This window comes from Vibrio thalassae, from assembly GCF_900089835.1.
GTDB classification, from domain to species: Bacteria; Pseudomonadota; Gammaproteobacteria; order Enterobacterales; family Vibrionaceae; genus Vibrio; species Vibrio thalassae.
The window spans coordinates 24,250-43,051 of the sequence record NZ_OANU01000005.1 but is presented as its reverse complement, the minus strand read 5'-3'; the positions used below and the strand labels follow the sequence as shown (position 1 = coordinate 43,051).

Genomic DNA, 18,802 nt, shown 5'->3' with positions numbered 1-18,802 from the left:
CCTTCGTATTTAACGGATATTTGTTACCAACGTGAACGATAACTGCGGTGACAACTTTTACATGTAGACTCCGCTGCCTTCAGACCCTTCTCGATTTCCACGGTAGATTGTTTTTGCGCACCCAGTGCCACTTGCTGATACCCCTCCTCCATCTGTTGTAGTAGGCGATTGAATTTTTCCGGCTTACCCCACACGCTCTCTCTCGCTTTACTTCCTACTTGAGTCCCTGACACAAATGCACCCTTTAGCGCATCGCTGCTCGCCACAAGCTGGTTGCTTGCTTCCAGTAAATTTGACCAATCGGTTTCATTGCCATTAAGTATTTTCTTTACGACTTTCGTTTGTGACTCAATGTCGCTAAAGGCTTTTTGCCGCGCATCTATGATGTCTTTCGCATTAGAATCCTGAGCACAAAGTGCCAAAGGTGAAGTGCTTGTCGATAATGCGAGCAACAGCACTAACTTGGTCTTCGAATACTGAATAAACATAATTCCTCCGTCTGTTTTGTATGTCTCTATGGATGTCATTTAATTTACACAACAAATATTTCGTACGCAACAGTTGTTGTGTAAATTAATGTCAACCACTCAAGATTAGAGGATCAAATTATGCAAAAGGTTAAAGTATGGGATCTTGCAACCCGACTGTACCACTGGGTTCAAGCCATCGTATTTTCAGGACTTGTCATCACAGGTTTTAACGGTCAAGGGCCTCATATTCAATTGGGATTGATATTATTCACTCTATTGATTTGGCGAGTAATATGGGGGTTTATCGGCAGTGAAAGTAGCCAGTTCCGTGCTTTCCTCAAAAATCCAAAAACGATTGTCCAATATGTATTCGGTAAAACAATTTCCTACGTTGGACACAATCCGTTGGGTGCGCTCATGGTAGTCACAATGCTCGGATTACTCTTTCTTCAATGCGTTACTGGCATGCTTTTAGCGGGAATCTTTGACGGTTTGGAGAGCGTCGGCTTCGTAATACCTGAATCACTTTATGATGTAGCAGGCACCTTTCATATAGTCTTAGCCGATATTCTGCCGATGATTATCGCGCTTCATGTTGGCGCTATTATTGTCTACAAGCTCGGTGGGAAGAGCCTTGTCATGGCGATGTTCACTGGACATCAACGATTGAATCGCGATGCTCATGCCCCCATTTTGTCTAGCAACGTCAAAGCTTTGTTAGTGCTAATTTTCTCAATATTGGTTACGATGGCAATAGTTGCTATTTCAATGGTATGAACATGAACAATGAATTTGATCGTCAATCCAGCTTTGGTTGGTTGCTAAATGTTGCGGCCAATCACGCTGCAAAAGAGTTTGATAAACGATTAAGAGAAAAGGGACTCACGCTCGCGCTCTGGCCCACTCTGATGTGCTTATGGGAAAAAGAGGGGATGACTCAACGAGAAATCGCCCAAATGTCGAAGGTTGAAAGCTCCACGACGACTCGAACGCTCGATAAATTAGAAGCGCTGGACCTGGTTGAGCGACGGGCTGATCCAGAAAGCCGCCGTTCATTTCGCATCTTTTTAACAGAAAAAGGACATGCGTTAAAAGAAGATGTCATTCATCTTCCTGTTGAAATTAATCAGGATTTACTCTCAGGTCTTGAAAAGGAAGAACAGCGTACACTTATAGCTATTTTACAAAAGCTAGTCGCGCCTCTTTAATCCAACGTAACCACTCGCCTGAGTTCATGTGTGCCAATGAACAGGCGAGTGACCTGCAATCGAATAATGGACGCATCAAGATTATCAACCATGATTTGATGATCTTTCAAACCTCTCATTATTTTTGTTTTGTTTCAGCCAAGATAGAATAGCGTTATCCCATCATGACTAGCAGATCCATTTTAACGAGGAATTACCATGGCAAAGCTGACTATCGTCGCTAACATCATCGCAAAGCCTGACCACATTGAACTTGTGAAAACAGAGCTACTCAAACTCATTGAAATCACGCGTAGAGAAGAAGGGTGTATCAACTACGATCTTCACCAAGATAATGAAAATCAAGCGCATTTCATGTTTTATGAGAACTGGGAGTCTCGTGAGTTATTGATGGCACATTTAGCGGCGCAGCATCTGACTCAATATAAATCGGCAACCGAAGATGCGGTTGAAAGCTTCACTCTCAACGAAATGACACAGATTGGCTAGATCATATTACGGCGTTAGCTAAACACTCATGCTCAAATTTCCGCTAAGCCCAAACTAACGTTTGGGCTTATTATTGTCACTATTGCTTTTCAAAAGTTCCCGTACTTTTGATCATCATATCCAGAAATCCGGATGCGTTGCTCTTATCAGACCCTGAGCCTTTCATCTGATTTTGGGCACCTTTCAATCTCGCCATCAATTCTTGACGCTGTTTCTCCACATCACTCGTCGTGTCTTTCTTATCTGTCATAACAGGTTCTCATGTCTCACATTGATAAACGACACGTTAATTCAGGTTGTCACCCTCAGCAAATCACAACTATTCGCCAAGCCCAACGGTAACCACATCATCTATCGTGAATTAATAGATAACTTAATTAAACTTAATGCTATCAACAAGTTAATGAGAAACTACCGTCTTTTAAACTCTATGAAGAAGATTCATAGAACGGAATTAAATGCTATAGTCATTTCGCTCTGAATGATGCGTTGAGAAATATTCCACAAACTCGAACTGCATATTGTGTTCCTCCATATAATAAGCACTACGACGATGTGGGTGATCGCCACCCCAATGATCCAGTTCATAACCTGCTGTTTTTAGACGTTCGACGGTGTTATTCAGATCATCGACGACGATTCCAATGTGTTTTACGCCCGTCCAATGGCAGTTCCAATCCCCTATTCGGCTCTCACCTCCCGACTGAAGGGCAATATACGATTGGTCATCACCAACATGAAACCATTCCACTTCTTTGCCAAACCACTCAGCCATTTTTCCTTGACCTCTGATGCGCCAATTAGGCAACGCTGCTAATAAGAAACCGATGGTTTTTTGGGGATTAACTAGGGTAATGTTGGCGTGTTCGATATATCCATTCATTGTGTTGCTCCTACTGTTAGCGATTGGAGATTAGCCTAGTTCCTCAAGTTAAGTTGAGGTCAACAACTATTTAATTGCCAGGTCATAAGCAGAAATTATCAGAGTATTAATGACTGATGATTAGTGTCTTTTGCACCAATCATTACACTAGCCCTCATCGAAACAGAGCACGGAATGTAAACCATAAGCAGGGTCGCTTTTGACAATAAAGGGTTAGTAATGAAAAAGTTAGTTCTTGCCACCGCTATCGCAGCACTCTCAACCGGTGCATTTGCCAATACCGATTTTAGTGGTCACCGTGTGGGCATCGGTGCTTCAAATTTGAAGTTTAGTGATACAGAAGGAAGCTGGAACTTAGGAACCGGCGTCAAGGTTGAATACGGTTATGACTTCAACCAAATCTTCGGTATTAATGTCTCTTATGCATGGAACCAAGATGATGTTTATATTCCTGATTACAAAGAAAAGTTAGACTACAAAGCACGTACTTTTAAAATTGATACTGATATTGGTTATGCGTTTGACCTCGGCCAAGCATGGATCAAACCTTACGGTGTGCTCGGGCTTGCTTTCCTTGGTGACGAAGTCAACACATCAGACTATGGCAAGATAACTGGTAATGACTCAAGCATCTATCTCGGCGCAGGCGTGCGTGGTGAACTTGACATGGGCCTTTACGCAGACCTTCGCTTTGATTTGCCAATGTACGGTGACCTTGACGCAGACTACCTATCATTCACGATTGGTTACAAATTCTAACCTATTAAATAACAGTTAGTTAAGCCACTTATTTCAGCCAATGTGGTCTCACATTGGCTTTTTACTTACTTCTAACTTGGAGAGTGCTACCATTTCCATGCCATTCACAAAACAGAGTAACCCTGTGGCTAAAAACCGCTTTGCAAACCTCGACCTAAATCTTCTTCGCGTCTTTAAGGTACTCTACGAAGAGAAAAATATGCGCAAAGCGGCGCAAAGACTGTATGTCTCTCAACCGGCCGTCAGTCAGTCCCTGCAAAAACTTCGTCATCAATTCGATGATCCATTATTCGTTAAAGTGAAATCAGGTTTATCTCCAACGCCGTTTTCTGAGCAGCTATCCAACTCGTTGCTGCCGCTACTTTACGATATTGAGAATGTCGTCAATGACACTGATGTTTTTGACCCTACTCAGCTAGACCAAGACATTACGATCGCACTCTCCTCAAGTTTTGTGTTCTCTATTTCCGGTGAGTTATACCGCTATTTTCGTGAACATGCTCCAGGCCTAAAAATCCATATCGCCTCATGGAATGATCAAACCGTAACGGCTATCGAGAAAGGAGACATATTATTGGGTATTAATGCAGAGCTAACCGACCGCTACCCTTTTATGGAAAAAAGGACCATTGGGGATATTGATGCCTGTCTGCTAGTTAGAAAGGAGCACCCAATTACGAGACAAAAGGTCACGGTTGAATCTATGTCAAAGTACCCGTTAGCAAGGCTCATCGTTAGTAACTACAGCAAGTACACCAGTCCGACCGTTGAAATATTTAAACGGTTAGGGTATCCACTTGAAGTAGGATTTAGTTCTGAATACCCAGTTGCTCTTATCGATGTCGTACAGCAATCAGACATGTTTATGGGAACGACAAACTGCTTCCCAATACATAATTACCCCAACTTGGCCATGTTAAGTCCTGACCAAGTGTTACCAGAAGCACAGTACCCTGCACTGTCCTATTTTCACACTCGCCACCAAAATAGTGCATTGGTCAATTGGCTTAATGACTCAATTACCCAGATCTTTCAGCAGCGTAAGACTGAAAATGCCCATCACCACTTAGCATCGGTTAACAATTGGCAAGAAACAAGCTAACGCACTCTTCTATGTATTGTTTGCGCTGTGCTTCGGTTTGCGTGCTATCTTCGCCCAAAAATGCCCAATAGGTGGCTTTGCCGTGAAACATCAACAACAGCTGCATCGCCGCATTTTCCGAATGATTAGGGAGACAAATCGTGCCTTTTTCGTGGTGGCGTTGAAGGTAGTTAGCCAGAACATGTAGCGTCTTTTCGGGCCCAGACTTGAGATAAAGCGCAGAGATTTTAGGATGCGACTGGACCTGACCAACAGCATTTCGAAACGTTTGCAGTACTTGGTCCTCAAGATGCATGTTTTGAAAGCGTACGCCAAATTCCACCAACGTTGATTTAATCGGGCTCTCCAAGCTGAGCGTCGATTCATCGATCGCCCGCTGCTCACATCGATATTGAATGCAGGTTTCGAATAGCTGGTCTTTCGTTTTGAAATGAGAATAGACGGTTTGCTTTGAGACATCGGCCAGTTTGGCGATTTGATCCATACTCACCTTATAGCCGTGCTGACAAAACAGCTGCCCCGCCGCTTTCAATATTTGCAGTCTCTTCTGCTCACTTTTGTGGATCATGCTCACAATACCGTTAGCAACCTTTGGAATAACCAATAATTAACATAATCAAACTAGACAGTCCAGTTTGATTGTGATTATTCTATGACCAATTAAGTGTGTTTTATAGGATGTTAATGATGCAAATAGGGCAATTAATCACAAAAGCATCAGCACTAACTCTTCTGATTTTGCTACAAGGTTGTCAAAAATCAGAACAACAAGAAGTGAAAGCCGTCGAACCTCTGACCGTTTCTACCACGAAAATCAGCTTAAACCCTTCATACAAGGTTCAAAGAGAATATGTTGGTACAGTGAAATCCGGCCAACAAGCGAATCTTGGCTTTGAATTGTCGGGCAAAGTAGAGGCGTTATATGTCGATGTGGGTAATGTGGTAGAAAAAGGCGCACCACTGATTAAGCTTGATACCGACTTATTAGCTACCGAAGCAAACCAACTAAAGGCGCAAAACAATGAAGTACGCGCTCAGCTAAAGCTCGTTAAAGCCAACCTAAAACGTCAACAGTCTCTTAAATCGAAAGGCTTCAGTGCAGAAGCGGAAATCGACGCTCTCACAAGTCAAGAAGGGGTATTGCAAGCCAATCTTGTACGGTTGCAAGCAGCATGGAACGCGAATAAGCTCAAACAAGAAAAGTCGACGATACGTGCTCCCTATTCAGGCGTCATCGCTAAGCGACGTGTCTCTCTTGGCGATGTTGTCAACGTTGGCACCCCCACCTTAGTATTGCTCGCTAGTGCTGGGAAAGAGGCCTTTATCGGTATACCATCTCAACAGCTTGAGCGCATTACTCAATTGGCTTCTCCTCACGTACGAGTTTCCAATACTCATTATGACGTCACACTTCTCAATCCTGGAGCGATGGTCGATACTAAATCACGCAGTGTATCACTTCGTTATCAATTCCCTGAAAATGCGCCGGTTTTAGAGGGAGAGCTCGTCTATCTGGCATTCGAGCAAACGATGGATGAATCTGGCTACTGGGTGCCACTCACTGCTCTGATTGATGGTTTACGGGGAGTGTGGAATGTGTATGTCATTGGGACCGACAATAAGGTGGAACGCCGCAGTGTTAACGTATTATATGCCGATAGCGAGCGCGCCTTTATCAATGGCTCCCTTGCCGATGGCGAGCCCATTATTGCCAGCGGCTTACATCGTGTGGTTCCCGGACAACCTGTACTAACAAGCGCTCAATAGGTGGTGGAATGAAAGCCGTTCAAATCATCACCAACACTCGGTTACTCATTTTAATGACCGCCTTATTGATCGTAAGCGGGCTGGCGGCGTTTTCGTCGTTACCAAGAGCAGAAGATCCCATTATCAGCAATCGTTTTGCCAATGTAACGACAAGTTTTCCGGGCGCAAGTGCTGAGCGGGTCGAAACCTTGGTTACTGAGGTGGTTGAAAACAAACTGAGAGAGCTAAGTGAAGTTAAACTGTTAAGCTCAACATCCAGACCAGGCATCTCCATCGTCACGATTGAGCTAAAGGACGACATCACTGAGCCAGTCTGGTCTAAAGCAAGAGACAAGCTGTCTGACATTATCCCTGTTTTACCAAAAGGTTCAGGTGCTCCTGATTTAGATAGTGACCATACCTACGCCTTTACCATCATTTCCGCTCTGACTTGGGATGGCCCTGGTAACACCGATATTCTGACATTAGGGCGCTATGCTAAAGAATTGGCGAAAAGGCTCCGAACCTTATCAGGTACTGAGTTTGTCGATGAATACGGAATGCCAAAGGAAGAGATACAAGTTAGCCTGCGTACCGCTGACACCGCGGCGTTTGGCCATTCTAGTATCAACATTGGTGATAGCCTAACCGGCGCAGACGCGAAAAACTCCGCAGGACAACTGGTCAGCCATTTTGTCCGCTTTGGTCTAGAAATTGAGTCAGAGCTGGATTCCATCGAACGTATCAAACAAGTGCCATTAATGGTTGACGATAATGGTCATATTATTCGATTGGAAGATATTGCCAGCGTCACTCGCCGCGCTAGGACACCTGAAAATGAAATGGCACTCATTGATGGTGAGCCCGGCGTTATTGTCGCAGCAAGGATGGCGCCTGAGCTAAGAGTTGATCAGTGGACGGCGAGAGCAATGGACGTCATTGATCGCTTCCAGCAAGAGTTGCCAACTAACATCAAGGTTAATGTACTCTTTGATCAGCAAGGCTATACGACGACACGCTTAGTGGACTTAGGGCAAAGCTTGCTTATCGGATTTAGCCTGATACTTATTGTACTGTTTGTAACACTAGGCGTGCGAGCGGCAGTTCTTGTGGCGATTGCTTTACCCTTAACATCAATGTTTACCCTATCATTGATGAAAATGACGGGCATCCCCATTAACCAAATGTCAGTCACCGGACTTATTGTTGCGCTGGGAATCATGGTGGATAACGCAGTGGTCATGGTGGACACTATCCAAAGTTATCGATTGAAAGGGCAAGCTCGCCTCGAGGCAACCATCAATGCACTATCACATCTGTGGGTACCCTTACTAGGCTCGACACTCACCACCATTCTCGCCTTTGCACCTATTATTCTAATGCCCGGCGCTACCGGTGAGTTTGTCGGCGCCATTGCCATCACCGTCTCTTTTTCTCTGGTGGGCTCCTATATCCTCTCGCACACTGTTATTGCGGGATTCGCGACTATGTTATTACCTAGTCACACATCCGGAGACCATTGGTACAACACCGGGCTTCGCATTCCCGCTTTGACGAACGCTTTTGCCCATTCGGTAAAACTGGCGATCAAACACCCTATGATTTCTTTGTTGCTCGTTTTGGCCGTTCCTATCACTGGCTATTGGAGCATGTCTCAGCTGACCGAACAGTTTTTTCCTCCTTCGGACCGTGACATGTTTGAGGTACAAGTATTCTTGCCACCACAAGCCAGTATTTATGCGACTAAAGCATCGACGGCACGTGTCGATGACATTATTCGCTCCTATGACGGTGTAGAGCGCGTTGATTGGTTAGTTGGCGCTAACTTCCCATCGTTTTACTACAATCTGCAAGCAACACAAAATAACGCGCCTTATTTCTCTCAAGCAATGGTTAAAATGGATTCATTCCAAACAGCCAATAAGGTCATTCCAGAGCTTCAGGAGAGGTTAAACAGAGAAATCCCTTCTGCTCAAATTTTAGTGAGAAAACTAGAACAAGGTCCTCCGTTTAAAGCACCAATAGAGTTACGAGTCTATGGTGAGAATCTCGATGTGCTCAAGGCTATCGGAGAAGATATCCGACTCATCCTTGCCAACATACCTCATGTCACGCATACCAGAGAAACCCTGCAACCAGGTACCCCAAAAGTCTGGTTAAAGGTGGATGAAGATACGGCTAAGCTCAATGGCATTACGCTCAACCAGTTTGCTAACATGCTGCAGGCAACGTTAGTCGGGCGAGAAACAGGATCGGTCACTGAGGGCAGCGAATCTATTCCGATTCGTGTCCGAGTTGCTAAGGAAGAGCGTGAAAACCTGTCGCACCTTGGTAACATACGCCTGCCTATCTCTTCCGATATCTATACTACGGGAGTCAGCGTCTCGACACTCGCTGACCTTGAACTCACCACCAGCCGAGGCGCAATTACCAGACGCAATGGTGAGCGGGTTAATACCATAGAGGGCTATATCCAAGCGGGAGTATTGCCACAAACCGTGCTCAATGAATTCCAGCAACGTTTGACTGACTATACCTTACCTACGGGTTATCACCTCGATTTTGGCGGTGAGTCTGCAGAGCGAGACCGCTCTGTCAGTTTACTAATTTCGAATATCTCCGTTGTGGTGGTCTTGATGATTTTAGTCGTCGTTATGTCGTTCAATTCATTTAGGTTGAGCACTATCATCTTTATGGTAGCGGGATTGGCAGGTGGATTAGGACTGCTCTCTGTGTGGATCTTCAACTATCCGTTTGGCTTTACCGTCATCATCGCGATGCTGGGCATCATGGGACTCGCTATTAACGCAGCTATCGTAATATTGGCGGAGCTGAGATTGGATGAGAAAGCATCATCAGGCGATATCGATGCATCCGTCGATGCGGTTATGGCATGTACTCGTCATATTACCTCCACCACTATCACAACCGTTGGTGGATTTATGCCTCTCATTATCGCGGGCGGTGGTTTCTGGCCGCCATTCGCGGTCGCTATTGCAGGTGGTACTGTGCTCACAACGTTGCTCTCTTTTTACTTTGTGCCTGTTGTTTATCGAATGATGGTTAAGCCTCGTCATCAAAAAGGCCTGCAACGTCAAGCACAACCATAATGGCCGAGTGGATATCGGCGTCACTGCTTTTTTGACGACAAGCAGCACGTTGATTAAACGGTCATTGGAGACATTGGTTCGTGAAACGTCTGAACCTGAAATCGTCACAGAATGACAGCTACCATCAAGGGCATCACGTATGCCCTTTTGTTTTGGCAGCAAGCTATTCGATAACAATTTCTCACCCGAGCGATTAGAAAATGTCGTGTGTAAAAGCCACACAATAGGAGTACAGATCAATATGTAACTAATTTTGTCTGTTAACATTTATCTGGATATTTAAACCACTTCCTAATGAATACTAAGGATAAAATTATGTGGAATAAACTAAATAAATCCATGATGTTCTGCCAAATGATGTTTGGCCTTTCGTTCTATGGAGTGGTGGTCATTCTCACGAGGTTTTTTCTAGAAAATCTCGATTACAGTGAAGCGGACACAATGATGGTCGTGGGTGCGTTTTCATCCATCGGCCCCCTATTTGCTATCGCAGGTGGCTTTATTGCCGACAAATTCTTAGGCGCGTACCGCTCATTGACGATTGCTTATTTCGGTTTTACCTGCGGTTACGTGTTGCTCGTCATTGGTGCATCGACTGTTAACATCCCTTTAAGTCTAGCTGGTATTGCTTTAGCAAGTTATGGACGTGGCTTAATGTCCCCTTCTTATCCTAGCCTTTACAAGCGTACGTTCAAAAGCCAAGAAGACTTTGAAAATGGCTACCCTGTTAACTACTCAGTTAACAACATAGGTGCTTTACTAGGCCAATATTTATTCCCAATGTTTGTGCTGGTTATCGGGTTTTACGGCAGCTTCTTGCTCTCTGGTATCCTTGCATTTGCAGCCCTATTCACGTTAATGACGTTCCGCAAGCAGCTTCAAAGCGTAGGCGATGACATCGACCAAGCGTCTGTTTCTAGTGCAAACTGGATTAAATTCGGTATTACATCCATCGCAATGGTTGGAATGGTGTTCTTTATGTTCTCTAATATGGACATCGGTAAGAACATTGTTTATGCCATTGGTTTGGCTGCAATCGGCTATTTTATTTCTCTGATGTTCAAAGCAGAGAAAGCCGATGCACTGCGTATGGGGACCATTCTCATTGTCACGGTTCTGACCACGGCGTTTTTTGTCTACTACGGCCAAATGATGACATCAATGACAATGGTGACTATCAATACAATGCGTGGTGATCTGTTCGGTATCATTCCAATCGCACCAGAAGCCTCAATGTCAATGAACCCACTATGGTGTATCGTTGCGGGCCCGGTGATTGCAGCAACCTTCTCAAGCTTAGAAAAACGCAATATCCACTTCACCACTGCAACCAAAATTGGTTTCTCGTTTATTCTGACTGCGATTGCATTTGGTATTCTGGCTCTAGCCGTTAAAAACATCGGCGAAAGTGTGATTATTCGTCCAGAAATCTTCCTAGTAATCCACTTCTTCCAAGCATTTGCAGAGGTAATTGTTGGTTCACTGGTTGTGGCATTTATTTTGTCTGTCGCACCAAAGCACATTGAGAACTTCTCAGTGAGTCTGTTCTCTGTGGCGATTGCACTCTCTGGAATTGTCGGCGCGGTGTTCTCAACCTCTATCGCAGCGGAAAAAGGTCAAGAGATCACTCAAGAGTTTGTTAAGACGGTTTATGGTGACTACTTCTCACTACTGACCGTACTAGCCGTCGTGATGGTAGCGGTCGCATTTACTGCATCGATTGCTATTCGTAAGATGCTAGCAGCCGCAGAACAACAGCAACCTCAAACTGAGGCAGCACTGCCTGAAGCTGAAAGCTAAATCACCGCAATAGTCCTGCCATTTGGTCAGCGGTTACCGGTTTACTGAACACGTAACCCTGACCATACTTACAGCCGTGTACACGCAAGTACTCTACTTGTTTTTTAATGCTCTAAATCTTCTGCTACGATATCAGTTCAAATGCACATCTCAGTTTACATTGATATTGCCATCACGTTCATCATACATATCTGGCGTTACGTGCAAGCCTCCTGAATATCCCGCTTTCTCTAACATCTCACGGACTTCTTTCACATCGTTGGCCGTAATAACCTCTTCTCGAGCGCCTAAATAAGCCCTTACAAAAGTAATCAGCTCAGCTAACCTCGCATCAGAGAGTACGTCCTCAAAACTTGCCATTGGCATGAAGTTTCTGTCCTTATCAATGTACGTGGGCTGAAGTCCTCGAATTGTGACCGCTATTGTATTGAAAGGGTCACTATGCATGATAATGCCGTTGTTCAACAAAGTAGGCGCTATTGGATCCCGTCCTTTGCCATCTTCACCATGACACGCTCCGCAAGTTTGGTTGTACGTGGCATAGATTTCCTTGCTATATGCGACATCATTAAACCCTGTGGGCTTCAATTGCACTGCAGCTTCATCGAGCAGATTGTGAGTGTCCCCTGTAAGCAGATAGTAAGACATTGACTCGATGTCATCTCTAGTCATTAAGCTAAGGCTATTCTTGATAACATCAGCCATTCCTGCGAAAGCAGTCCCTTTGGATGAGTGCCCCGTATGAAGAAAGTCCGTCAGGCTTTGAATATCCCAACCATCAATATACAGCTCTGTGGCCGTGATATTCGGCGCGTTCCATCCATCGATAAGGTTACCTTGGAAGATGTTGTCGTTCTCAAGGGCTTGGGCAAAGTCTCTAGGAGTATGGCATTCTGAACAATGTCCAAGCCCCGCGACCCAGTACTTGCCCAATTGCCACTTCTCTACGTCATCGACTTTGGCCTTCAATTCTTTTGGAACTTGATAATCAAGAGGAGTGCGATCGGCAAATACGAGATCCCAGCCAAGCAGTCCTAAGCGAATGTTGGCAGGGAACATCATCTTATTGGGGTCGTTTTTACGAGCGACTGGCGTGATGGACTGCATGTACTCCCAGAGGTCTCTCAGGTCTTCCTCATCAACATATTGGTATGAAGTAAATGGCATCGCTGGGTACAAGTAACCCTGTTTGCCTTTACCGTCTACTAATGCTGCGCGGAAGTCCTGGTAATCATAACTTCCGATACCGTCGATAACGTGAGGTGTAATATTGGTTGAATATAAGGTGCCGAAAGGCGTAACAAAAGGTAAGCCTCCTGCAAATGGCTCTCCACCTTCCGCACTATGACAAGCAACACAATCTCCAGCGTGAGCAAGATATTCCCCCCGCTCTACAGAGTCGGCATGAAGGCTGGAAAGTCGAGAATCGTTGTCTACTCGCTCCTTAGTGATGTAGGCACCTATAGCCCTAATTTCATCTTTTGTTAACTGCTGCCCAAAAGCCGGCATCACGTTATTCAGACCCGCTCTTATGGTATGTTGGATTTCTTTAATGCTGCCACCATGCAACCAAATGTCGTCTGTCAAATTAGGGACGCCCTTTTCAATATCAGATATGCTGCCATCTCCATGGCAAGAAGCGCAGTTCTGAATGAAAAGCGCCTTACCTAATTGGACATTGATGTCCGGAACATCGGTGTGCCTCTGGTTTAGGGACGCAAGATAATAAGAAATTTTCGAAATTTCGTCTGGCCTCAGCACATCAACCCAGCCTGGCATCGCACCATTTCTGCCCAACTCTATCGAGTGGATAATCGCCTCATCCGATCCCCCATACAACCATTCGTTGTCAACAAGGTTTGGAAAATGCTTGGCACCTTGCCCATTGTCCATATGACAGGCCGCGCAGTGAGTTTGGAACAATATTCTTCCAGAATTCACAATAGCCGGCTCGGCCGCCAGTGCCAGTAACGAGTCGTCAGTAAGCCCAGTGAATTCCTGCTCAAGTGTTGTAGTTGGACTACTCAATTTATCTTTAGCCTGATCATACCCCACTAAGCCTTTCCAATTGCCGACACCCGGATATAAGATCAGATAGCCGAACGAGATAGCAAAAGCGATAAAGTACGAAACAAATAACAATTTCGGTGGTGGACCATCGTTTTCGTCTATCCCATCAAATGTATCTAAAACTCGATCTTTATCTGCCTTGTAGTTGCTTCGCCAGTATTTAATAACAATTAGCACCATCAAGGCGAAAAAGACGATCGTGCCCACAGTAGCCCAAATACTCCAAAAGTGATTCATTGTCTGACCTCCTCTGCTGTATCTACACCTAAGCTTTGCAGGTAGTGAATCAACGCTTCACCTTTAGTTTTACCTCGCACTTGCAGTCGAGCACTAGCAATTTCATCATCGCTATAAGGCACACCCAAGAATCGTAACGTTATCATCTTCTCGGTAATATCATCACCACTAAGTACTTGCTCAAACAGCCATGGATAGGCAGGCATGATGGAGGTAGGGACAACATCGCGTGGGTTGATTAGATGGATTAAATGCCATTGATCCGAATACTTCCGACCAAGATTAGTAAGGTCAGGCCCAGTACGCTTCGAACCCCACAAAAAGGGAAACTCATAGATATCGTCTGGTTCTTGGCTCGCTCTGCCATAGCGCTTTACTTCAGGCTCAATAGGTCTCACCATTTGCGTATGACAAACATGGCAACCCTCGCTTATATAAACATCGCGACCTGCTACTTGTAGCGCTGTCAATGGTATTGCTTTGCTGCTGTCTATTAGTTCCGGCGTGCGCAGGATATTAGGAAGCACCCACACCAAAACCGAAAATGATGCGACCACGACAGTGGACACAATTAAAATGAACACCGACTTGGTAAAATCTGCACTCATACTACGCCTCCTTTTCAATCAAGGTGCTGGGCATGGTGACGGTTTTATACAGGTTCACCGTCATTAGAACTAAACCAAATACAAACAGTGAACCACCAATGAATCGAAGAAACAGCCAAGGTGCTTTAAAATTCATCGCTTCGACAAAACTATAAACCAACTCGCCATTGTCACTCTGAGCAAGCCACATGTAGCCTTCACCGATACCCGCTACCCAAAGCGCAACTGCGTAAATGACAACGCCAGCGTGAGCCAACCAGAAATGCCATTTTATTAGTCGAGGGGACCAGAGTTCTGTCTTGCCCCACAACCTTGGAATAAAAAAGTAAAACACGGCAATAGCAGACATTCCGACCCAGCCTAGAGCCGCAGAGTGCACATGGCCGATAATCCACTCACTGTTGTGAGCCACCATATTGAACCAACGAATTGCGAGCAATGGCCCCTCAAATGTTGCCAAGCAGTAATAGATAATGGCTGAAAAAAAGAACAACATAATGTAGTCAGATTTGAGTTTTTGCTTATTTTGTAGCAATGTCATCGCACTGTTAAACGCCCCACCCCATGACGGTAGCCAAAGGATCAATGACATTACAATACCGATGTTTTGAACCCATACGGGAACGGAGGAATAGACTAAGTGGTGCGTGCCTGCCCACGTATAGAAGCCGACCAATCCCCAGAAATGGATGATAGACAGGCGATATGAGTAAATGGGACGTTCAGATACCTTAGGAATGAAGTAATAGTTCATCCCAATAATTCCTGCAGTTAGTAAGAATCCCACTGCATTGTGTCCCCACCACCACTGCACGATAGCATCTTGTGAGCCTGCATAGATCGAATACGATTTCATAAAGGAGACCGGCATCTCTAGATTATTGACCACAAAGATCATCGCAATGACGATGATAAATGCCGCAAAAAACCAGTTCGCCACAAATATGTGTGTCACCTTTCTTTTGGCAATGGTTCCGAAAAACAGCACCGCATACAACACCCAAACAATTACAATGAGGATATCAATTGGCCATTCTAGTTCAGCGTATTCTTTCGACGTTGTATAGCCGAGTGGGAGTGAAATTAAGGCTAATAACAAAACGAGTTGCCACCCCCAAAAAACCATCCACGAAAGACTGCTGTTGAAGATTTCGCATTGCCCTGTTCTTTGCACGATATAAAGTGACGTACCCATGAGAATATTGACGACAAAGCCAAAGATGACACCAGAAGTATGAAGTGGTCTAAGTCGCCCAAACTGGAAATATTCGGAGTCCAGATTAAGCGCAGGCCAGTATAATTGAGCCGCTAAGATAACGCCGATCGTCATGCCGGCTAAAGCCCAAATCAATGAGGCGATGATAAAATATCTGACAACTTTAGTGCTGTAGTTAGGAGCTGTTGTGTCCATAAAAGTGCGCCTTATTGTTTCGCGTCATCAGAGCCAAGCTGAGAGTAATAGTAGGAGATATCTGAAATGTCTTGTTCGCTCAAAGCGTCGGCTTGTTGCTGCATCAGTACTGCGAGTCCACCTGAACGATCTCTGGTTTGGTAACTGCGTAGCGCGGTCATGAGATAAGCCATTTTTTGACCGCGTAAGTTGGGATAGGATTCGATGCTAGAGATGCCGTCAGCACCGTGACAGGTCATACAAACCCGGGCTTTCTCTTCACCAACCTGTAAACGTTCATCGGCGTATGTGAATGAGGGAGCACCCATGACTCCGAGAAAAAACAACAAGGGTACGGTAGAGACATATTTACCCATGACACAATTCCTTATGTGATCAGTGTGATAAAGTTACTGCGTTACATCAACTTTATTCGTCTATTCAAAATCTAGCCGATTCAATGCATTGTCAGTGTTGAGTGGCACTCTTTAGTGCCAAAAAAACGTTGCTGTAGTAACTTTTACGCCTGTATGTACAATACAGTGCAATAATTAGGGCAAACTTTGGTTTTACTTTAAAACATAGGAAGAGTAAGACGGGTATTCAAATCCGAAGTGTCATTGTATCGCCTTCGCAGTAAGCGAAGGCGTAAGAGAGTTAGGCAAGTAAGGTGTCTTTAAGCTCTGTCAGAGAGGTCACTTCGTAGTGTGGAGCGATCCCCTCTGGTCTTTGTTGGCCATGCGTATTCAACCAACAGGTTTCAATGCCGAAATTAAGGCCTCCCAAGACATCAGAGTCAGGGTTATCACCCACCATTAATATTCTTGACTTACTAGGTAAACCCATCAATTGATAAGCATACTGGAAAATCTCTTGGTCCGGTTTGGCGACTCCAACTTCTTCCGATATCACAACATGTTCGAAGTAATCCGTTAACCCGGTGCGTTGCAAACGAATAGCTTGTAACTCGGTAAAACCATTTGTGATGATGCCTAGTTTGGCCTTGCCGTTAAGTGCATCAAGCAGTTCTTTCGCACCAGGCAGCAGAGTACAAATATCAGCCATCGCTTCAAGAAAAGCACTATTCATTTCAAGCGGAGTAATACCCAGCTTGTTGGCCCACCCTTCAAAACGAATGCATTTGAGTTGTTCTGCTGTAATTTTTCCATCTTGGTAATCTACCCACAAAGGCTTGTTTACCTGTTGGTATTCCTCGTAATCATCTCGAGAAAAGTTGACGCCAAAGCGCTCAAACATGAGCTTCATGCCACCGAAAGAATCGAAGTGGAATAAGGTTTCATCGGCGTCAAAAAGGATCCAATCGTACTTCATTTGTCGTTTTCCATGCTAGTTACCGCAAGATTATATACCTAACTTTAGGTCACACGCACTCGATATTAGTCACCGATATCTGGACTCATAAACTATGCAAAAAATGCATAAATTAATTCACAAAATGTCATTTGAGTCCGACAAAGGGGATCATTACACTGCGCGCTCTTTTTTAACACCATTGAGCGTCATGTTTTCACAATCCATTTTTGCTCAACTTATGAGAATGTTTTTGCTCTTGGTTGTCACCTTGATAGCAGTGCACCACTCCCCGTTATTGCTAGATCTCATTGCAAAACAAGCGGTACATACTGGTTGCCACCAGCAAAATCCAACAGGTCCTATGGACCATTCTCACCACCATCATTAGAGCGTAATCATTAATGAGTATTTTTCGTTTTCCCCCACTCGTGTGGTTGGGTATCGGTATCTTGATCGTTAGCTTAGGCATCAGACAATCATTCGGCATTTTTATGATGCCTATTTCCGAACACTTTGATACTGGTCGAGAGTTCTTTAGTTTTGCCATTGCGTTGCAAAACCTTTTGTTTGGTATTTTTCAGCCCTTCGTTGGAATGGCCGCCGATAAATGGGGCTCAAAGCGTATTATTTTGGTTGGTGCGATTGCCTATTCGTTAGGTCTATATTTAACGTCAATAACCAATGAAACTGGTGTTCTTTACCTATCACTAGGGGCGCTTGTCGGTTTAGGATTAAGCGCGACAAGCTACGTTATTATTCTTGGGGCTGTGGCGAAAGTAGTCCCTGCCGAACATGCAGCAAAGGCCTTTGGTTTAACGACAGCAGCCGGTTCATTTGGCATGTTTGCCATGATTCCAGTCGCTCAATTAATGCTTGAAGATATGGGTTGGCAAGGTGCATTACAAGGATTTGCAGCGCTATGTACTGTGATGATAGCTTTCGCACTCTTTATGAGGTCGTCACAACAAAACAGTGCAAGTAAAACCGTAGTAGAGGAAAATAACTTGACGCTCAAGCAAGCACTGAATGAAGCGTTTCACCACAAAGGTTATTGGTTAATTCATGCGGGCTTCTTTGTTTGTGGCTTTCATGTCATGTTCATAGCTACTCATTTGCCAAGTTATCTTGCCGGCAAACATTTGCCAGCAAACAGCGCAGCTCTTGCGCTCGCCTACGTTGGTATTTTCAATATTTTTGGCTCCTACTTTTGGGGACTAATGGGTGACAAATTCAGTAAACGCCATGTCATGTCGATGTTGTATCTATTTAGAACCGTAGTGATTGCAGCCTTCGTAACATTTCCCGTCACTGAGTACACGGCAGCTTGGTTTGGTGGTGCTATCGGTTTCTGTTGGCTAGGGACAGTGCCATTAACATCAGGGTTAGTTCGCCAGATTTTTGGGGCCCGCTATCTTTCTACCTTGTACGGACTGGTGTTTTTTACTCACCAAGTGGGCAGCTTTTTAGGTGCATGGGCCGGCGGCCGAATTTATGACTATTATGGCTCTTACGAACCGATTTGGTGGTCGACGGTGGTCCTTGCCTTTATTGCAGCATTGATTCATTTGCCTATCAATGACAAACCATTGCGAGTTGCCGCAAACGCTTAACAAAAA

Annotated in this window: 19 protein-coding genes; 10 read left to right on the top strand and 9 right to left on the bottom strand. The window is 44.7% G+C overall.

Annotated features, from left to right (window positions below; all coding sequences use genetic code 11):
- Nucleotides 1-23: 23 nt before the first annotated feature.
- A complete protein-coding gene (locus VTH8203_RS04020) occupies nt 24-488 on the bottom strand; it encodes a c-type cytochrome (protein ID WP_096992502.1) in 465 nt (154 codons plus the stop codon).
- Between the two features lie 120 nt (nt 489-608).
- On the opposite strand from VTH8203_RS04020, the gene VTH8203_RS04015 reads away from it, so the two are divergent.
- The 3 genes from VTH8203_RS04015 (at nt 609) to VTH8203_RS04005 (ending at nt 2,167) form a co-directional block, all read left to right on the top strand.
- Nucleotides 609-1,247 carry a cytochrome b/b6 domain-containing protein gene (locus VTH8203_RS04015; protein ID WP_096992501.1) on the top strand — a complete coding sequence of 213 codons (639 nt, stop codon included), beginning with the start codon at nt 609-611 and terminating at the stop codon, nt 1,245-1,247.
- Nucleotides 1,248-1,249: 2 nt separating this feature from the next.
- Nucleotides 1,250-1,678 carry a MarR family winged helix-turn-helix transcriptional regulator gene (locus VTH8203_RS04010; protein ID WP_096992500.1) on the top strand — a complete coding sequence of 143 codons (429 nt, stop codon included), beginning with the start codon at nt 1,250-1,252 and terminating at the stop codon, nt 1,676-1,678.
- Nucleotides 1,679-1,876: 198 nt separating this feature from the next.
- On the top strand, nt 1,877-2,167 hold the full coding sequence (locus VTH8203_RS04005) for a putative quinol monooxygenase (RefSeq protein WP_096992499.1): 291 nt from the start codon (nt 1,877-1,879) through the stop codon (nt 2,165-2,167).
- Between the two features lie 79 nt (nt 2,168-2,246).
- Here the strand turns inward: VTH8203_RS04005 and VTH8203_RS24415 are convergent, their stop codons facing one another.
- Together VTH8203_RS24415 and VTH8203_RS04000 are read right to left on the bottom strand one after the other, a co-directional pair.
- Nucleotides 2,247-2,417, bottom strand: a complete 171-nt coding sequence (locus tag VTH8203_RS24415) for a hypothetical protein (protein WP_158296045.1) — start codon at nt 2,415-2,417, stop codon at nt 2,247-2,249.
- A gap of 204 nt (nt 2,418-2,621) precedes the next feature.
- Nucleotides 2,622-3,050, bottom strand: coding sequence for a VOC family protein (locus VTH8203_RS04000; RefSeq protein ID WP_096992498.1), 429 nt, complete (start codon nt 3,048-3,050; stop codon nt 2,622-2,624).
- Nucleotides 3,051-3,269: 219 nt separating this feature from the next.
- Here VTH8203_RS04000 and VTH8203_RS03995 point away from each other — a divergent pair, with 219 nt between their 5' ends.
- Nucleotides 3,270-3,809 carry a porin family protein gene (locus VTH8203_RS03995; RefSeq protein ID WP_096992497.1) on the top strand — a complete coding sequence of 180 codons (540 nt, stop codon included), beginning with the start codon at nt 3,270-3,272 and terminating at the stop codon, nt 3,807-3,809.
- Nucleotides 3,810-3,906: 97 nt separating this feature from the next.
- A complete protein-coding gene (locus tag VTH8203_RS03990; protein ID WP_158296044.1) occupies nt 3,907-4,911 on the top strand; it encodes a LysR family transcriptional regulator in 1,005 nt (334 codons plus the stop codon).
- On the opposite strand, the gene VTH8203_RS03985 is transcribed toward VTH8203_RS03990, so the two are convergent.
- Nucleotides 4,886-5,485 carry a TetR/AcrR family transcriptional regulator gene (locus VTH8203_RS03985; protein WP_244181143.1) on the bottom strand — a complete coding sequence of 200 codons (600 nt, stop codon included), beginning with the start codon at nt 5,483-5,485 and terminating at the stop codon, nt 4,886-4,888. The two genes, VTH8203_RS03990 and VTH8203_RS03985, sit on opposite strands and share 26 nt — an antisense overlap.
- A gap of 113 nt (nt 5,486-5,598) precedes the next feature.
- On the opposite strand from VTH8203_RS03985, the gene VTH8203_RS03980 reads away from it, so the two are divergent.
- The 3 genes from VTH8203_RS03980 to VTH8203_RS03970 all read left to right on the top strand — a co-directional run bounded on the left by VTH8203_RS03980 (nt 5,599) and on the right by VTH8203_RS03970 (nt 11,567).
- Nucleotides 5,599-6,678: an efflux RND transporter periplasmic adaptor subunit gene (locus VTH8203_RS03980; RefSeq protein WP_096992494.1), complete on the top strand. Its 1,080-nt coding sequence runs from the start codon at nt 5,599-5,601 to the stop codon at nt 6,676-6,678.
- An 8-nt stretch (nt 6,679-6,686) separates the two neighbouring features.
- Nucleotides 6,687-9,767: an efflux RND transporter permease subunit gene (locus VTH8203_RS03975; protein WP_096992493.1), complete on the top strand. Its 3,081-nt coding sequence runs from the start codon at nt 6,687-6,689 to the stop codon at nt 9,765-9,767.
- A gap of 315 nt (nt 9,768-10,082) precedes the next feature.
- Complete coding sequence (locus tag VTH8203_RS03970; RefSeq protein ID WP_096992492.1) at nt 10,083-11,567, top strand: peptide MFS transporter; 1,485 nt, start codon at nt 10,083-10,085, stop codon at nt 11,565-11,567.
- A 150-nt stretch (nt 11,568-11,717) separates the two neighbouring features.
- Here the strand turns inward: VTH8203_RS03970 and VTH8203_RS03965 are convergent, their stop codons facing one another.
- The 5 genes from VTH8203_RS03965 to yjjG form a co-directional block, all read right to left on the bottom strand.
- On the bottom strand, nt 11,718-13,874 hold the full coding sequence (locus VTH8203_RS03965; protein ID WP_096992491.1) for a c-type cytochrome: 2,157 nt from the start codon (nt 13,872-13,874) through the stop codon (nt 11,718-11,720).
- Nucleotides 13,871-14,482 (bottom strand): cytochrome-c oxidase, cbb3-type subunit II, encoded by a 612-nt coding sequence (ccoO, locus tag VTH8203_RS03960; protein ID WP_096992490.1) that lies wholly within the window; start codon nt 14,480-14,482, stop codon nt 13,871-13,873. The genes VTH8203_RS03965 and ccoO overlap by 4 nt, the downstream gene beginning before the upstream one ends.
- A gap of 1 nt (nt 14,483) precedes the next feature.
- The gene (gene ccoN / locus VTH8203_RS03955; protein ID WP_096992489.1) at nt 14,484-15,893 is read right to left on the bottom strand and encodes a cytochrome-c oxidase, cbb3-type subunit I; all 1,410 of its coding nucleotides are present in this window, start codon (nt 15,891-15,893) and stop codon (nt 14,484-14,486) included.
- An 11-nt stretch (nt 15,894-15,904) separates the two neighbouring features.
- The gene (locus VTH8203_RS03950) at nt 15,905-16,249 is read right to left on the bottom strand and encodes a c-type cytochrome (RefSeq protein WP_096992488.1); all 345 of its coding nucleotides are present in this window, start codon (nt 16,247-16,249) and stop codon (nt 15,905-15,907) included.
- A 280-nt stretch (nt 16,250-16,529) separates the two neighbouring features.
- Nucleotides 16,530-17,204, bottom strand: a complete 675-nt coding sequence (gene yjjG, locus VTH8203_RS03945) for a pyrimidine 5'-nucleotidase (protein WP_096992487.1) — start codon at nt 17,202-17,204, stop codon at nt 16,530-16,532.
- A gap of 190 nt (nt 17,205-17,394) precedes the next feature.
- On the opposite strand from yjjG, the gene VTH8203_RS24950 reads away from it, so the two are divergent.
- Together VTH8203_RS24950 and VTH8203_RS03935 are read left to right on the top strand one after the other, a co-directional pair.
- On the top strand, nt 17,395-17,574 hold the full coding sequence (locus VTH8203_RS24950; RefSeq protein ID WP_096992510.1) for a hypothetical protein: 180 nt from the start codon (nt 17,395-17,397) through the stop codon (nt 17,572-17,574).
- A gap of 13 nt (nt 17,575-17,587) precedes the next feature.
- Nucleotides 17,588-18,796, top strand: coding sequence for an MFS transporter (locus VTH8203_RS03935; protein WP_096992486.1), 1,209 nt, complete (start codon nt 17,588-17,590; stop codon nt 18,794-18,796).
- Nucleotides 18,797-18,802: the final 6 nt, after the last annotated feature.

Bases quoted from the DNA above. Each gene is read 5' to 3' on its own strand.
- VTH8203_RS04020 (WP_096992502.1), bottom strand. From the start codon at position 488: ATGTTTATTCAGTATTCGAAGACCAAGTTAGTGCTGTTGCTCGCATTA.
- VTH8203_RS04015 (WP_096992501.1), top strand. From the start codon at position 609: ATGCAAAAGGTTAAAGTATGGGATCTTGCAACCCGACTGTACCACTGG.
- VTH8203_RS04010 (WP_096992500.1), top strand. From the start codon at position 1,250: ATGAACAATGAATTTGATCGTCAATCCAGCTTTGGTTGGTTGCTAAAT.
- VTH8203_RS04005 (WP_096992499.1), top strand. From the start codon at position 1,877: ATGGCAAAGCTGACTATCGTCGCTAACATCATCGCAAAGCCTGACCAC.
- VTH8203_RS24415 (WP_158296045.1), bottom strand. From the start codon at position 2,417: ATGACAGATAAGAAAGACACGACGAGTGATGTGGAGAAACAGCGTCAA.
- VTH8203_RS04000 (WP_096992498.1), bottom strand. From the start codon at position 3,050: ATGAATGGATATATCGAACACGCCAACATTACCCTAGTTAATCCCCAA.
- VTH8203_RS03995 (WP_096992497.1), top strand. From the start codon at position 3,270: ATGAAAAAGTTAGTTCTTGCCACCGCTATCGCAGCACTCTCAACCGGT.
- VTH8203_RS03990 (WP_158296044.1), top strand. From the start codon at position 3,907: ATGCCATTCACAAAACAGAGTAACCCTGTGGCTAAAAACCGCTTTGCA.
- VTH8203_RS03980 (WP_096992494.1), top strand. From the start codon at position 5,599: ATGCAAATAGGGCAATTAATCACAAAAGCATCAGCACTAACTCTTCTG.
- VTH8203_RS03975 (WP_096992493.1), top strand. From the start codon at position 6,687: ATGAAAGCCGTTCAAATCATCACCAACACTCGGTTACTCATTTTAATG.
- VTH8203_RS03970 (WP_096992492.1), top strand. From the start codon at position 10,083: ATGTGGAATAAACTAAATAAATCCATGATGTTCTGCCAAATGATGTTT.
- VTH8203_RS03965 (WP_096992491.1), bottom strand. From the start codon at position 13,874: ATGAATCACTTTTGGAGTATTTGGGCTACTGTGGGCACGATCGTCTTT.
- ccoO (WP_096992490.1), bottom strand. From the start codon at position 14,482: ATGAGTGCAGATTTTACCAAGTCGGTGTTCATTTTAATTGTGTCCACT.
- ccoN (WP_096992489.1), bottom strand. From the start codon at position 15,893: ATGGACACAACAGCTCCTAACTACAGCACTAAAGTTGTCAGATATTTT.
- VTH8203_RS03950 (WP_096992488.1), bottom strand. From the start codon at position 16,249: ATGGGTAAATATGTCTCTACCGTACCCTTGTTGTTTTTTCTCGGAGTC.
- yjjG (WP_096992487.1), bottom strand. From the start codon at position 17,204: ATGAAGTACGATTGGATCCTTTTTGACGCCGATGAAACCTTATTCCAC.
- VTH8203_RS24950 (WP_096992510.1), top strand. From the start codon at position 17,395: ATGTTTTCACAATCCATTTTTGCTCAACTTATGAGAATGTTTTTGCTC.
- VTH8203_RS03935 (WP_096992486.1), top strand. From the start codon at position 17,588: ATGAGTATTTTTCGTTTTCCCCCACTCGTGTGGTTGGGTATCGGTATC.